Below are 13,945 nucleotides of genomic sequence, written 5' to 3' on the forward strand. Positions count from 1 at the left end.
GAGCCCGGAGCGCACACGGTGTGTGAAAGACACGTGCCCGGCACCTCATCGGTGCCGGGCACGTGTGCTTGGCCGGAATCTGACGGTCTGTAATCAGCCGTAGGTGTAGAAGCCGGAACCGGTCTTGCGGCCGAGCCGGCCCGCGTCCACCATGCGCTGCAGCAGTGGGGGAGCGGCGTACAGCGGCTCCTTGAACTCGTCGTACATGCTCTGCGCCACGGAGGCGACCGTGTCGAGGCCGATCAGGTCGGACAGCTTCAGCGGGCCCATCGGGTGGGCACAGCCCATCTCCATGCCGTTGTCGATGTCCTCGCGGCTGGCGATGCCCGTCTCGAACATCCGGATCGCGGACAGGAGGTACGGGATCAGCAGCGCGTTGACCACGAAGCCGGAGCGGTCCTGGGCCCGGATGGCGTGCTTGCCCAGCAGCTTCTCGGCGAAGGCCTGGGCGCGGGCGATCGTGCCCTCGGAGGTGGTGAGCGCGGGGATCAGCTCGACCAGCTTCTGCACCGGGGCCGGGTTGAAGAAGTGGACGCCGATGACCTGGTCGGGACGCGAGGTGGCGACCGCCAGCTTCACCAGCGGGATCGAGGAGGTGTTGGAGGCGAGGATCGCGTCCGGGCGGGTCACGACCTGGTCGAGCACCTGGAAGATCTCGGTCTTCACCTGCTCGTTCTCGACGACCGCCTCGATCACGAGGTCGCGGTCGGCGAACTCGCCGAGGTCCGTGGTGAAGGACAGCCGCGCCAGCGTGGCGTCCCGCTCCTCCTCGCTGATCTTGCCGCGCTCGGCGGCCTTGGCCAGGGAGTTGAACAGCCGGGTACGGCCGATCTCCAGGGCCTCGCCGGTGGTCTCGGCGACCTTCACGTCCAGGCCGGAGCGGGCGCACACCTCGGCGATGCCCGCTCCCATCTGGCCGCAGCCCACCACACCGACGCGTGCAATATCTCCGGAGATGCCGGTCACATCGTCCCCTTCGCTGATCCACGACTGCGGCAGGTCCGCCGTTGTTCGACGCCTGCTCCAAACCTGCACGTTACCTTCGGCGCAGCATGATCGATCGTTCGGGTGCCTCATGAAAAGCTGGCGCGGGGTGTGGTCCGCGCGGACGGATCGGCCCGGGGTGGGCCCTTGACCACGGCACACGGAGGTAAGAAGAGATGCTGCACCGGAAGTCACGGCTGTCACGACGGGCGTTCGCGGTGACCGCTCTTTCGGCGCTCGTGGCGGGAGGTGGCGCGCTGGCCGCGGGCGCGGCCACGGCGGGCGGACGGCCGGACCGGCGCCGGGCGGCCCGGGAGATGCGCGGCGTGTGGGTGGCGACCGTGGCGAACCGGGACTGGCCCTCCAAGCCGGGGCTGAGCGCGGACCGACAGCGCGCCGAGCTGATGGACCACCTGGACAACGCGGCGGCCGCCCGTCTGAACACGGTGATCCTCCAGGTCCGGCCCACGGCCGACGCCCTGTGGCCCTCGCCGCACGAGCCGTGGTCGCAGGTCCTCACCGGCACCCAGGGCGGCGACCCGGGCTGGGACCCGCTCGGCACGGCCGTCGAGGAGGCCCACGCCCGCGGCCTGCAACTGCACGCCTGGTTCAACCCGTACCGCGTCGCCAACCACACCGACCGCACCAGGCTGGCCGAGTCCCACCCCGCCCGCCGGCATCCGGACTGGGTGGTGGCGTACGGCGGCAAGCTCTACTACAACCCGGGGCTGCCCGAGGTCCGTGCCTTCGTGCAGCGGGCGATGCTCGACGCGGTCGAGAGGTACCCGGTCGACGCGGTCCACTTCGACGACTACTTCTACCCCTACCCGGTGGCGGGCCAGACCTTCGACGACACGGACGCCTACGACCGCTACGGCGGCGGCTTCTCGACCCGGGCCGACTGGCGGCGGGACAACATCGACCGGCTGATCCAGGAGATGGCGGCCGGCATCAGGAAGCTCAGGCCCACGACCCAGTTCGGCATCAGCCCGTTCGGCGTGTGGCGCAACGCCGCCACCGACCCGCTCGGCTCGGACTCACGGGCCGGTGTGCAGACGTACGACGACCTGTACGCGGACACCCGCACCTGGGTCAGGGAGGGCTGGATCGACTACATCTGCCCGCAGCTGTACTGGAACATCGGCTTCGCCGCGGCGGACTACGCCAAGCTGCTGCCCTGGTGGGCGGAGGTCGCCCGAGGCAGCAGGACCCAGCTGTACATCGGCGAGGCGCTCTACAAGGCCGGTGACCCGGCGCAGCCCGCCGCGTGGCAGGACGCCGGCGAGTTGTCGCGGCACCTCACCCTGGCCAAGAACCACGCGCAGGCGCGCGGACATGTCTTCTTCGCCGCGAAGGAAGTGGCCGCCGACCGGATCGGAGCCATGGCGCAGGTCGTCGCCGACCATTACCAGAAGCCGGCGGCCCTCCCGCGCTGACGGCTCCCCGAGGCCGAGCCACGTGACGCGCTACCGCGTCGTCGTGTCCCGGTGACGGATCTCGGTGTCGGGGCCGGGGGAGCACAGCCCCTCGTGCCCGTCCTCGAAGCGGACGCGGTACGGGGGATTGCCCTCCTGGCCCAGGACTTCGACGATCTCGCCGACCTTGTCGTGTTGCCCGACCACCCTGCCGTGCTGGACAAGCTGGTCGCCCACGGTTGCACGCATCTGTCGGTCCTCCTCACCAGGTACGGGAGCAGCGGTCCGTGGCCTTGAGTCTACGGCGTGGAGCGGTGGTGGGAAGTGGGTCGTACGGCCCGCTCAGCCACGCGCCCGCTGGGTCACGGCGATGCACACGAGCACCGCCGCGGCCGTCAGCGGGGCGGCCACTGTCAGGTGCTCGCCCAGCAGCAGCACCGACCACACCAGTGTGAGCAGGGGCTGGGCCAACTGCAACTGGCTGGCCTTCGGGATGCCGATGGCCGCCATGCCCCGGTACCAGACGACCAGGCCGAGGAACTGCGAGCCCGCCGCCACCCACAGCAGTCCGGTGACGCCGTGCCAGGTCAGCTGCATGGGCTCGGACGACAACGCGACCGCGGCGGCCGGCAGGGTGAGCGGCAGGCACAGCACCAGCGCCCAGCCGATCACATGCCAGCCCGGCATCACCCGGGCCAGCCGGCCCCCCTCGGTGTAACCGGCCGCGCACACCAGCAGCGCGCCGAAGAGATACAGGTCGGCCGTGGTCAGGGCGCCGCCGCTCTGCTGAACGGTGAAGGCGACCACCGCGGCCGCGCCGGCGAGCGCCGCCAGCCAGAAGGTGCGCGAGGGGCGGGTGCCGACGCGCAGGGCGGAGAACAGCGCTGTGGTCAGCGGGAGCAGACCGACGACCACGGCGGCGTGGGCGGTCGTGGACGTCCGGAGCGCGAGCGTGGTGAGAAGGGGGAAGCCGAGCACCACTCCGGCGGCGACCACCGCGAGGCCGGCCCAGTGCCGGCGGGCGGGGAGCGGCACACGGAGGGCGAGCAGACAGCCGCCCGCGATAAGCGCGGCCAGCACACTGCGCACGGCGACGAGGGACCACGGGCCGAAGCCCTCCAGGCCCCAGGCGGTGGCGGGGAAGGTGAGGGAGAAGGCCGCGACACCGAGAGCGGCCTGGATCGTGCCCCGCAGGGCCGGGCGGGCGGCGGTGGCCGCGGCCGTGCCGCCCGGGGCGTCGGTCGGGGCGGTGACTGCTATCGAGGTCGGCCTGGTAGCGCTATTCTCGGCTCTCATGCAAGAGCGTAGCAGCGTGGGCGAACTGGCGAATCACCTGCGGCGGGAGCTTGACCGCTACTCACCCGGTGGAAAGCTCCCGTCCAGTCGTGCCCTGGTGGAGCGGTTCCGGGTGAGCCCCGTGACGGTCTCTCGGGCTCTGGCGCAGCTGGCGGCCGAAGGGCTCGTGGTCACCCGGCCCGGCGCCGGGGCGTTCCGAGCCGAGGCGCGAACGCCGGTCGCCGCCGCCGGGGACACCTCGTGGCAGGAGGTGACCCTCAGCGCGGACGCGGCCGCCGAACTCGTACCGCGCTCGGTGGACGCCTCCGGAGTGCTGGTCTCGCTGTCCGCCCCGTCCCCGGGAGTGATCGAGTTCAACGGCGGCTATCTGCACCAGTCGCTGCAGCCGGAGCGCGCGATGGCAGCCGCGCTGTCCCGGGCCGGTCGCCGCCCCGGGGCGTGGGGGAGGCCGCCCATGGAGGGGCTGCCGGAGCTGCGGGAGTGGTTCGCGCGCAGCATCGGCGGCGCCGGGGGATCCGTCACGGCCGCCGAGGTGCTGGTCGCCGCGGGCGGCCAGTCGGCCCTGACGACCGCGCTGCGGGCGCTCGCCCCGCCCGGCGCCCCGGTGCTGGTCGAGTCGCCGACGTACCCGGGGATGCTGGCCATCGCCCGCGCGGCGGGACAGCGTCCGGTCCCGGTGCCGGTCGACGCGGACGGTGTGCGGCCGGCCCTGCTCGCCGACGCCTTCCGGGCGACCGGCGCCCGCGTCTTCGTCTGCCAGCCGCTCTTCCAGAACCCGACCGGCGCGGTGCTCGCCCCCGACCGGCGCGCGGAGGTGCTGCGCATCGCCCGCGAGGCCGGTGCCTTCGTGGTCGAGGACGACTTCGTACGGCGCCTGGTGCACGAGGACGCCGGTCCCCTGCCGCGCCCGCTGGCCGCCGACGACCCGGACGGTGTCGTCGTCCACGTCTGCTCGCTGACCAAGGCGACCTCGCCGAGCTTCCGGCTGAGCGCGCTCGCCGCCCGCGGTCCGGTGCTGGAACGGCTGCGTGCCATCCAGGTCGTCGACGCCTTCTTCGTCCCGCGACCGCTGCAGGAGGCGGCGCTGGAACTGGTCGGTTCACCGGCCTGGCCGCGCCATCTGCGGGCCGTCTCGGCGGAGCTGAGGACCCGACGGGACACGATGACGGCCGCGCTCCGCCTCGACCTGCCCGAACTCGCGCTTGCGCACATCCCGTCCGGCGGCTACCACCTGTGGCTGCGCCTGCCCGACGGCACCGACGAGGCGGCCCTGACGTCGGCGGCGCTGCGCGCGGGCGTCGCGATCACTCCCGGGCGGCCCTACTTCAGCGCGGAGCCGCCGGCGGGGCACCTGCGACTGAGCTTCGCGGCGGTGGCCGGGGCCGGTGAGATCGTGGAGGGGGTGCGGCGGCTGCGTGCGGCGTGCGACGAGGTGCTCCCGAGGCGTGCCGGGGACCCCGACTCCGGCGCGGTCCGAACGCAGGCCCCGCGGGGGCGCTGAAATCGCTCGACTCCGCCGCCCGCGGTTTGCGAGTCTCGCCGTATGACGGATACCCCACCGCTCGCCGAAGACCACGAGATCTCCACCGACCCGCACCGCCTCGACCGCGAGCGGGTGCACCGCTGGCTGTCCACCGACGCGTACTGGGCGATCGGGCGGGCGCGGGAGAAACAGGACCGGGCGATCGACGGATCACTGAACTTCGGGGTCTACGAGACGGTTTCGGGGGAGCAGGTCGCGTATGCCCGGGTCGTCACCGACCGGGCGACCTTCGCCTGGCTCTGCGATGTGTACGTCGACCCCTCGGTGCGCGGCAAGGGCATCGGGACGGCCCTGGTCGAAGCCGTGCGCGAGCAAGTGCGGACATATGGCGTGAAGCGGGTGCTGCTCGCCACGCACGACGCGCACGGGGTCTACGAGAAGCTCGGTTTCGCGCCGCTGGAGACGCCGGACCAGTACATGGCGCTCTCCTTCTAGGAGCTCGCCTCGCGGCGGCTGTACTTGAATGTCCAACAGCCGTTTTCCAGTGACATGTCCGCCTGGTCCTGACCCGGCAGTAAGGTGTCGTCCACCCTCGGTGACTCCTGCACAACACCTCTTGACCTGCGCACTTTCCGGGCACACCATCCACGCATGCCACTTCAGGTCACCTTCGTCGCCGCGGCGCGCAGTGCCTCTCCGCTCGCGGAGCGCTTTGGGGACGACCGGCCGCTGGACCAGGCCGGCTGGGACGAGGTGCAGAGTGTCGCGCGTGACCTGCTGCCGCTGGCGGCGGCCGAACTGCGCTACTGCTCGCCGACCCCGCGCAGCCGTGCCACCGGTGACGCCCTCGGTTACGCACCCTTGGTCCAACTCGCCCTGCGGGACTGCGACATGGGCCGCTGGCGCGGACTGACGCTCGGTGAGGCGATGGCCCGGGAGCCCGCGGCGGTGGACGCCTGGCTGGCGGACCCGCGCGCGACGCCGCACGGCGGAGAGTCGCTGCTGGCGTTCATCGGCCGGGTCGGCGGCTGGCTCGACACCCGGCCCGTGGAGGACGGCGGCCGTATCGTCGCCGTGGCCGAACCGTCGGTGATCCGCGCCGCCCTGGTGTACGCGCTGAAGGCGCCGCCCTCCACCTACTGGAACATCGAGGTACGTCCCCTGTCCACGATCGCCGTGACCGGCCGGGCGGGTCGCTGGAACCTCCGCCTCGACGGAGCGCCCGCTCGGCTCTCGCGCGCGTAGTCGGTGGTCAGCACCAGGTCCTTGGCCGGGCCGCGCACCCGCCACACCGTTCGCCAGTGGTCCTCGTCCCGGACGGTGAACTCGCCCCGGTAGAGGTCGGCCGAGCAGGGGTGGTCGGCGATGTGCCGCCCGGAACTCAGGTCCAGGTCGTGGAAGGGCCGCCCGTCCGCGAACCGTACGTCCGCCGTGCCGTCCGCCTCACCCGGCAGCAAGCGCAGCGTCCGCTCGGCCGGCCTGGGCTCTCCCCGCCAGACGAAAGTGCCGGACTCGTGGTGCAGGAGGCCGCCGCCGTCCAGCGGGCTGAAAACCGTCGTACCGCAGAACGTCCCTTCCTCCCCGCTCGCCAGATCCCGCACGGACCGTTCCACCCGCCAGCTTCCGGCGAGGTAGTCCAGTGCGTCGGGCACTGACCGGAACTCGCCCACGGCGTCCTCTCTTTCGTCGCATCCGCTCCTGCGCGACCCATTGACGCGCCTGCGCCCCCTCCCTATCTTGCCGTTCGCAATGCTGACCATTGTCTGATATTTCGAACACCCTCTACCAGAGAGGCGCGGAGTATCCATGCCACGCACCGTCCGCAGCCGATGGAGGCTCGGTCTCACGGCCACCGCCCTCCTGACGGCGGCCACCCTCGTTCCGGCTCCCGCGCACGCCGAGGACGTCACCGACTACGCGATCACCGTCGACCCGTCCGCCGAGGGCGCGGCGATCGACGACACGATGTACGGCGTCTTCTTCGAGGACATCAACCGGGCCGCCGACGGCGGCCTGTACGCCGAGCTGGTGCAGAACCGCTCCTTCGAGTACTCCACCGCCGACAACGGCTCCTACACGCCCCTGACCTCCTGGGCGGTCGGCGGCACGGCCAAGGTCGTCGACGACGCCGGCCGGCTCAACGAGCGCAACCGCAACTACCTCTCCCTCGGCGCCGGTTCGTCCGTCACGAACGCCGGCTACAACACCGGCATCCGGGTCGAGCAGGGCAAGCGGTACGACTTCTCCGTATGGGCCCGCGCCGACAGCGGCACCGCGCTCGCCGTCTCCCTCAAGGACTCCGCGGGCACCCTGGCCACCGCCCGTCACATCGCTGTCGACAAGGCCGGCTGGGCGAAGTACAAGGCGACCTTCACCGCCACCCGCACCAGCAACCGCGGCCGTCTCACCGTCGCCGCGACGAACGCCGCCGCGCTCGACATGGTGTCGCTGTTCCCGCGCGAGACGTACAAGAACCAGCCGAACGGACTGCGCAAGGACCTCGCCGAGAAGATCGCCGCCCTGAAGCCGGGCTTCGTGCGCTTCCCCGGCGGCTGCCTGGTCAACACCGGCTCCATGGAGGGCTACAGCGAGGCGAGCGGCTGGCAGCGCAAGCGCAGTTACCAGTGGAAGGACACCATCGGCCCCGTCGAGGAGCGCGCCACCAACGCCAACTTCTGGGGCTACAACCAGAGCTACGGCCTCGGCTACTACGAGTACTTCCGCTTCTCCGAGGACATCGGCGCCATGCCGCTGCCCGTCGTCCCGGCCCTGGTGACCGGCTGCGGCCAGAACAAGGCCACCGACGACGACGCCCTGCTCAAGCGGCACATCCAGGACACCCTGGACCTCATCGAGTTCGCCAACGGCCCGGCGACCTCCACATGGGGCAAGGTCCGCGCGAAGATGGGCCACCCCGAGCCGTTCCACCTGACCCACATCGGGGTCGGCAACGAGGAGAACCTCCCGAAGGAGTTCTTCGCCCGCTTCCAGCAGTTCCGGGCCGCGATCGAGGCCAAGTACCCGGACATCACCGTCATCTCCAACTCGGGCCCGGACGACGCCGGCGCGACCTTCGACACCGCCTGGCAGCTCAACCGCGAGGGCAAGGTCGACATGGTCGACGAGCACTACTACAACAGCCCGAACTGGTTCCTGCAGAACAACGACCGCTACGACTCCTACGACAGGAACGGCCCCAAGGTCTTCCTGGGCGAATACGCCTCCCAGGGCAACGCCTGGAAGAACGGCCTCGCCGAGGCCGCATTCATGACCGGCCTGGAGCGCAACGCGGACATCGTCAAGCTCGCCTCGTACGCCCCGCTCCTCGCCAACGAGGACTATGTGCAGTGGCGCCCGGACATGATCTGGTTCAACAACCGGGCCTCCTGGAACTCGGCGAACTACGAGGTCCAGAAGCTGTTCATGACCAACGTCGGCGACCGCGTGGTCCCCTCACGGGCCACCACGACGCCCGACGTCAGCGGCCCGATCTCCGGCGCCGTCGGCCTGTCCACCTGGGCGACCAGCGCCGCGTACGACGACGTCGAGGTCACCTCCGCGGACGGCTCGACCCTGCTGAGCGACGACTTCTCCGGTGACGCCTCGAAGTGGAAGCACTCCGGCGCGGGCAGCTGGAGCGTCCAGGACGGGAGCTACGTCCAGACCGACACCGCCGCCGAGAACACCATGGTCACGGCGGGCGACCCGGCCTGGAAGGACTACGACCTGCATGTGAGGGCCACCAAGAAGTCCGGCAAGGAGGGCTTCCTCGTCGCCTTCGGGGTCAAGGACACCGGCACCTACTACTGGTGGAACCTCGGCGGCTGGAACAACACCCAGTCCGCGATCGAGCAGGCCGTGGACGGCGCCAAGAGCACCCTGATGACGAAGCCCGGGTCGATCGAGACGGGCCGCGCCTACGACATCGACATCAAGGTGCGCGGCCGCCAGGTCACCCTGTTCCTCGACGGCGAGGAATGGGGCAGCTTCCGGGACGACAAGCCGGCCGAGCCGTTCCGCCAGGTCGTCACCGAGGACGTGCGGAGCGGTGACCTGATCGTCAAGGTCGTCAACGCCCGGTCGGCCGAGGCGCGTACGGCGATCGACCTCGGCGGCGCCAAGGTCTCCTCCACGGCCCGCGTGACCACGCTGGCGGCCGACCAGGACGCCGTGAACACCGAGACGGACACGCCGGTGACACCGGTGACGTCCACCTTCAGGGGCGTGGCCGGGAAGTTCACCTACACCTTCCCGGCGAGCTCCGTCACGTTCCTGCGGATCAAGCAGAGGTGACGGCGTCGGGGCGGCACACGACGCCCCGACCCGACGTCCCACCTGCCGGCGGCCCACCCGGGACCGCCGGCAGTGCCTTTTTCGGCGTCCGGGGGCAGGACGGCGGCCCGGTGGCGCCCCCCGGCGGGCCGACACGGCGAGGATTGCATAAACGTGCAGGGAAACGTATAGTCATGCCGTCTAGGAGGAGGATTCCATGGCGGTACGTGCGGCAGTGGCCGGAGCGAGTGGATACGCGGGCGGGGAAGTCCTGCGTCTGCTCCTGGCGCACCCCGAGGTCGAGATCGGTGCCCTGACCGGCAACTCCAACGCGGGGCAGCGCCTCGGTGCGCTCCAGCCGCACCTGCTGCCGCTCGCCGACCGGGTCCTCCAGGAGACCACCGCGGACGTCCTCGCCGGACATGATGTCGTCTTTCTGGCGCTGCCGCACGGGCAGTCCGCCGCCGTCGCCGAGCAGCTCGGCCCGGATGTCCTGGTCGTCGACATGGGTGCCGACTTCCGGCTGAAGGACGCGGCCGACTGGGAGGCGTTCTACGGCTCCCCGCACGCCGGCACCTGGCCCTACGGCCTGCCCGAACTGCCGGGTGGCCGCGCTGCGCTGGAGGGGTCCAAGCGCATCGCGGTGCCCGGTTGCTACCCGACCGCCGTCTCGCTCGCCCTGTTCCCGGCCTACGCCGCCGGCCTGGCGGAGCCCGAGGCCGTGATCGTCGCCGCCTCCGGCACCTCCGGCGCGGGCAAGGCGCCCAAGCCCCATCTGCTGGGCAGCGAGGTCATGGGCTCCATGACGCCGTACGGCGTCGGCGGCGGCCACCGGCACACACCCGAGATGATCCAGAACCTCAGCGCGGCCGCGGGGGAGCGGGTCTGCGTCTCCTTCACCCCGACCCTCGCCCCGATGCCCCGCGGCATCCTCGCCACCTGCAGCGCCACCGCGCGGCCCGGCGTGACCGCCGAGTCCGTGCGCGCCGCGTACCAGAAGGCGTTCGCCGACGAGCCCTTCGTCCACCTGCTCCCCGAGGGGCAGTGGCCCGCCACGGCGTCCGTCCACGGTTCGAACGCCGTTCAGGTGCAGGTCGCGTACGACCCGGCCGCGAACCGCATCATCGCGATCAGCGCCATCGACAACCTGGCCAAGGGCACCGCGGGCGGTGCCGTCCAGAGCATGAACCTCGCCCTCGGTCTCGACGAGACCACCGGGCTTTCCACGATCGGAGTCGCACCGTGAGCGTCACGGCAGCCAAGGGATTCACGGCCGCGGGCATCGCCGCCGGGATCAAGGAGAACGGCAACCCGGACCTGGCCCTCGTGGTCAACACCGGACCCCGCCGCGCCGCCGCCGGTGTCTTCACCTCCAACCGTGTGAAGGCCGCGCCCGTGCTCTGGTCCGAGCAGGTGCTGAAGAGCGGACAGGTGTCCGCCGTCGTCCTCAACTCGGGTGGCGCCAACGCCTGCACGGGACCGAAGGGCTTCCAGGACACCCACGCCACCGCCGAGAAGGTCGCCGAGGTGCTCGGCCGCGGTGCCATCGAGGTGGCCGTCTGCTCCACCGGGCTCATCGGTGTCCTCCTCCCCATGGACAAGCTGCTCCCGGGCGTCGAGACGGCCGCCGGGCAACTCTCGGAGCACGGCGGTGAGAAGGCGGCCATCGCCATCAAGACCACCGACACCGTCCACAAGACGTCCGTCGTCACGGGGGACGGCTGGACCGTCGGCGGCATGGCCAAGGGCGCGGGCATGCTCGCCCCCGGCCTCGCCACCATGCTGGTGGTCCTCACCACCGACGCCGACCTCGACAGCGAGACCCTGGACAGGGCCCTGCGCGCCGCCACCAAGGTCACCTTCGACCGCGTCGACTCCGACGGCTGCATGTCCACCAACGACACCGTGCTGCTGCTCGCCTCCGGCTCCGCCGAAGTCACCCCGGCGTACGAGGAGTTCGCCGAGGCCGTACGGCAGGTCTGCGACGACCTCGGCCGGCAGCTCATCCGGGACGCCGAGGGCGCCAGCAAGGACATCAAGGTCGAGGTGGTGGGCGCCGCGACCGAGGACGACGCCGTCGAGGTGGGCCGCTCGATCGCCCGCAACAACCTCCTCAAGTGCGCCATCCACGGCGAGGACCCCAACTGGGGCCGGGTGCTCTCCGCGATCGGCACCACGTCCGCCGCATTCGAGCCGGAGCGGCTGAACGTCGCCATCAACGGCGTCTGGGTGTGCAAGAACGGCGGCGTCGGCGAGGACCGCGAGAAGGTCGACATGCGCTACCGCGAGGTGCACATCGTCGCCGACCTCGCCGCCGGCTCCGAGACCGCCACCATCTGGACCAACGACCTCACCGCCGACTACGTCCACGAGAACAGCGCCTACAGCTCATGAGCAATCCGACGCGGAAGCACACCGCCCTTCCCAAGGCGCAGATCCTCATCGAGGCGCTGCCCTGGCTCGTCCGGCACAACGGCAAGACCGTCGTCATCAAGTTCGGCGGCAACGCCATGATCGACGAGGAGTTGAAGGCCGCGTTCGCGCAGGACGTCGTGTTCCTGCACCACGCCGGCCTCAAGCCGGTCGTCGTGCACGGCGGCGGCCCGCAGATCAGCGCCGCCCTCGACAAGCACGGCATCGTCAGCGAGTTCAAGGCCGGCCTGCGCGTCACCACCGAGGACGCCATGGACGTCGTACGGATGGTCCTGGCCGGACAGGTGCAGCGCGAGCTGGTCGGGCTGCTCAACGAGCACGGGCCGCTCGCCGTGGGCCTCACCGGCGAGGACGCGCACACCATCACCGCCACCCGGCACCAGCCCGAGATCGACGGCGAGCTCGTCGACATCGGACGGGTCGGCGAGATCACCGACATCGACACGGGCGCGATCGAGGCCCTGCTGGCCGACGGCCGGATCCCGGTCGTCTCGTCGATCGCCCGTTCCCAGGACGACCACCATGTCTACAACGTCAATGCTGATACGGCGGCTGCGGCACTCGCTGCTGCGCTGGGCGCCGAAACCCTCATGGTCCTCACGGACGTCGAGGGCCTCTACGAGGACTGGCCCCACTCCGACGAGGTGATCAGCCGCCTCACCGCTTCCCAACTGGAGAAGCTGCTGCCGGAGTTGAGCTCCGGCATGGTCCCCAAGATGGAGGGCTGTCTGCACGCGGTGCGCAACGGCGTCCAGACCGCGCGCGTCATCGACGGCCGCGTACAGCACTCCATCCTGCTGGAGATCTTCACCGACGAGGGCATCGGCACGATGGTCGTGCCGGACGAACAGGGGGCGTCATGAGCAACCAGGAGCTGACCGCGCGGTGGCAGGGCGCGCTCATGAACAACTACGGCACACCGCGGCTGCCGCTGGTCCGCGGTGAGGGCCTCAAGGTCTGGGACGCCGAAGGCAGGCAGTACCTCGACTTCGTCGGGGGCATCGCGACCAACGCGCTCGGCCACGCCCACCCGGCCGTCGTCGAAGCCGTCAGCAGCCAGATCGCCTCCCTCGGCCACATCTCCAACTTCTTCATGGCCGAGCCGACCGTCGCCCTCGCCGAGCGGCTCCTGCAACTCTTCGGCCGGGAGGGCAGGGTCTTCTTCTGCAACTCCGGCGCGGAGGCGAACGAGGCCGCGTTCAAGATCGGCCGGCTGACCGGGCGGACGCACGTGGTGGCCACCGAGGGCGGATTCCACGGCCGTACGATGGGCGCCCTCGCGATGACCGGCCAGTCCGGCAAGCGGGAGCCGTTCCTGCCGCTGCCCGGTGACGTCACCCACGTGCCGTACGGCGACGCACAGGCGCTGGCCGCCGCGGTGACGCAGGAGACGGCGCTGGTGATCATCGAGCCGATCCAGGGCGAACTGGGTGTCGTCGTGCCTCCGACCGGCTACCTCAAGGCGGCACGGGCGATCACGGCCGCGACCGGGGCACTGCTCGTCCTCGACGAGGTGCAGACCGGCGTCGGCCGCACCGGGCACTGGTTCGAGTACCAAGCCCACGAGGGCGTGCTGCCGGACGTCGTCACCCTCGCCAAGCAGCTCGGCGGCGGGCTGCCGCTGGGCGCGACGGTCGCCTTCGGGCGGGCGGCGGACCTGCTCCAGCCCGGCCACCACGGGACCACCTTCGGCGGGAACCCGGTCGCGTGCGCCGCCGGTCTCGCCGTGCTGGACACCATCGCGAACGAGGGGCTGCTGGAGAACGTCAAGCGGCAGAGCGGGACGCTGCGCGACGGGATCGAGGCGCTCGGTCACCCGTTGATCAGCCATGTCCGGGGCTCCGGTCTGCTCCTGGGTATCGTGCTCACCGAGCCGCTCGCCGCCAAGGTGCAGCAGGTGGCTCAGGACGCCGGCTTCCTGGTGAACGCGCCCGCCCCCGATGTCGTACGGCTCATGCCGCCGCTGAACCTCGGCGTCGACGAAGTGGAAGCGCTTCTCCAGGCCCTGCCCGGCATCCTGGACGGGGCCGGCGAGGCCGACGGGGACGCATGATCCGGAGAA

The 13,945-nt window shown here is 71.1% G+C and carries 12 protein-coding genes and 1 pseudogene; 9 read left to right on the forward strand and 4 right to left on the reverse strand.

The genetic code is table 11. The features are described from left to right. Window positions 1-93 precede the first annotated feature (93 nt). A complete protein-coding gene (locus ACFYNL_RS24335) occupies window positions 94-966 on the reverse strand; it encodes a 3-hydroxybutyryl-CoA dehydrogenase (protein WP_388806923.1) in 873 nt (290 codons plus the stop codon). 194 nt (window positions 967-1,160) lie between these two features. Between ACFYNL_RS24335 and ACFYNL_RS24340 the strand changes: the two genes are divergently transcribed. Then, window positions 1,161-2,420, forward strand: a complete 1,260-nt coding sequence (locus ACFYNL_RS24340) for a glycoside hydrolase family 10 protein (protein WP_388806925.1) — start codon at window positions 1,161-1,163, stop codon at window positions 2,418-2,420. 30 nt (window positions 2,421-2,450) lie between these two features. Here ACFYNL_RS24340 and ACFYNL_RS24345 read toward each other — a convergent pair whose 3' ends face one another. Both ACFYNL_RS24345 and ACFYNL_RS24350 read right to left on the reverse strand, forming a co-directional pair. Next, on the reverse strand, window positions 2,451-2,648 hold the full coding sequence (locus ACFYNL_RS24345) for a DUF1918 domain-containing protein (protein ID WP_019757143.1): 198 nt from the start codon (window positions 2,646-2,648) through the stop codon (window positions 2,451-2,453). Between the two features lie 93 nt (window positions 2,649-2,741). Then, window positions 2,742-3,695, reverse strand: a complete 954-nt coding sequence (locus tag ACFYNL_RS24350; RefSeq protein WP_388806927.1) for a DMT family transporter — start codon at window positions 3,693-3,695, stop codon at window positions 2,742-2,744. On the opposite strand from ACFYNL_RS24350, the gene ACFYNL_RS24355 reads away from it, so the two are divergent. The 3 genes from ACFYNL_RS24355 (at window position 3,694) to ACFYNL_RS24365 (ending at window position 6,423) form a co-directional block, all read left to right on the forward strand. Then, entirely contained in the window at window positions 3,694-5,196 is a 1,503-nt protein-coding gene (locus tag ACFYNL_RS24355) for a PLP-dependent aminotransferase family protein (protein ID WP_388806929.1), read from the forward strand. The two genes, ACFYNL_RS24350 and ACFYNL_RS24355, sit on opposite strands and share 2 nt — an antisense overlap. Window positions 5,197-5,238: 42 nt before the next feature. After that, entirely contained in the window at window positions 5,239-5,673 is a 435-nt protein-coding gene (locus ACFYNL_RS24360; RefSeq protein ID WP_388806931.1) for a GNAT family N-acetyltransferase, read from the forward strand. 156 nt (window positions 5,674-5,829) lie between these two features. After that, complete coding sequence (locus ACFYNL_RS24365) at window positions 5,830-6,423, forward strand: histidine phosphatase family protein (protein ID WP_388806933.1); 594 nt, start codon at window positions 5,830-5,832, stop codon at window positions 6,421-6,423. On the opposite strand, the pseudogene ACFYNL_RS24370 reads toward ACFYNL_RS24365, so the two are convergent. After that, window positions 6,411-6,848: pseudogene (locus ACFYNL_RS24370) on the reverse strand (DUF6314 family protein); the annotation flags it as partial. The gene ACFYNL_RS24365 and the pseudogene ACFYNL_RS24370 sit on opposite strands and share 13 nt — an antisense overlap. Window positions 6,849-6,984: 136 nt before the next feature. Between ACFYNL_RS24370 and ACFYNL_RS24375 the strand changes: the two are divergent. From ACFYNL_RS24375 to ACFYNL_RS24395, 5 genes are all read left to right on the forward strand, one after another. Continuing rightward, a complete protein-coding gene (locus tag ACFYNL_RS24375; RefSeq protein ID WP_388806935.1) occupies window positions 6,985-9,471 on the forward strand; it encodes an alpha-L-arabinofuranosidase C-terminal domain-containing protein in 2,487 nt (828 codons plus the stop codon). A gap of 196 nt (window positions 9,472-9,667) precedes the next feature. Then, window positions 9,668-10,696, forward strand: a complete 1,029-nt coding sequence (argC, locus tag ACFYNL_RS24380) for an N-acetyl-gamma-glutamyl-phosphate reductase (RefSeq protein WP_388806937.1) — start codon at window positions 9,668-9,670, stop codon at window positions 10,694-10,696. Beyond that, window positions 10,693-11,844: a bifunctional glutamate N-acetyltransferase/amino-acid acetyltransferase ArgJ gene (argJ, locus tag ACFYNL_RS24385; protein ID WP_388806939.1), complete on the forward strand. Its 1,152-nt coding sequence runs from the start codon at window positions 10,693-10,695 to the stop codon at window positions 11,842-11,844. Before argC ends, argJ begins: the two co-directional genes overlap by 4 nt. Continuing rightward, the gene (gene argB / locus ACFYNL_RS24390; protein ID WP_388806941.1) at window positions 11,841-12,746 is read left to right on the forward strand and encodes an acetylglutamate kinase; all 906 of its coding nucleotides are present in this window, start codon (window positions 11,841-11,843) and stop codon (window positions 12,744-12,746) included. The genes argJ and argB overlap by 4 nt, the downstream gene beginning before the upstream one ends. After that, the gene (locus tag ACFYNL_RS24395; RefSeq protein WP_388806943.1) at window positions 12,743-13,936 is read left to right on the forward strand and encodes an acetylornithine transaminase; all 1,194 of its coding nucleotides are present in this window, start codon (window positions 12,743-12,745) and stop codon (window positions 13,934-13,936) included. The genes argB and ACFYNL_RS24395 overlap by 4 nt, the downstream gene beginning before the upstream one ends. The last annotated feature ends 9 nt before the right edge of the window (window positions 13,937-13,945 follow it).

Origin of the sequence: Streptomyces sp. NPDC007808, from assembly GCF_042868655.1 — a bacterium.
Taxonomy (GTDB): Bacteria; Actinomycetota; Actinomycetes; order Streptomycetales; family Streptomycetaceae; genus Streptomyces.

Bases quoted from the DNA above. Each gene is read 5' to 3' on its own strand.
- ACFYNL_RS24360 (WP_388806931.1), top strand. From the start codon at position 5,239: ATGACGGATACCCCACCGCTCGCCGAAGACCACGAGATCTCCACCGAC.
- ACFYNL_RS24375 (WP_388806935.1), top strand. From the start codon at position 6,985: ATGCCACGCACCGTCCGCAGCCGATGGAGGCTCGGTCTCACGGCCACC.
- ACFYNL_RS24395 (WP_388806943.1), top strand. From the start codon at position 12,743: ATGAGCAACCAGGAGCTGACCGCGCGGTGGCAGGGCGCGCTCATGAAC.
- ACFYNL_RS24355 (WP_388806929.1), top strand. From the start codon at position 3,694: ATGCAAGAGCGTAGCAGCGTGGGCGAACTGGCGAATCACCTGCGGCGG.
- ACFYNL_RS24365 (WP_388806933.1), top strand. From the start codon at position 5,830: ATGCCACTTCAGGTCACCTTCGTCGCCGCGGCGCGCAGTGCCTCTCCG.
- ACFYNL_RS24345 (WP_019757143.1), bottom strand. From the start codon at position 2,648: ATGCGTGCAACCGTGGGCGACCAGCTTGTCCAGCACGGCAGGGTGGTC.
- argB (WP_388806941.1), top strand. From the start codon at position 11,841: ATGAGCAATCCGACGCGGAAGCACACCGCCCTTCCCAAGGCGCAGATC.
- argC (WP_388806937.1), top strand. From the start codon at position 9,668: ATGGCGGTACGTGCGGCAGTGGCCGGAGCGAGTGGATACGCGGGCGGG.
- ACFYNL_RS24340 (WP_388806925.1), top strand. From the start codon at position 1,161: ATGCTGCACCGGAAGTCACGGCTGTCACGACGGGCGTTCGCGGTGACC.
- ACFYNL_RS24350 (WP_388806927.1), bottom strand. From the start codon at position 3,695: ATGAGAGCCGAGAATAGCGCTACCAGGCCGACCTCGATAGCAGTCACC.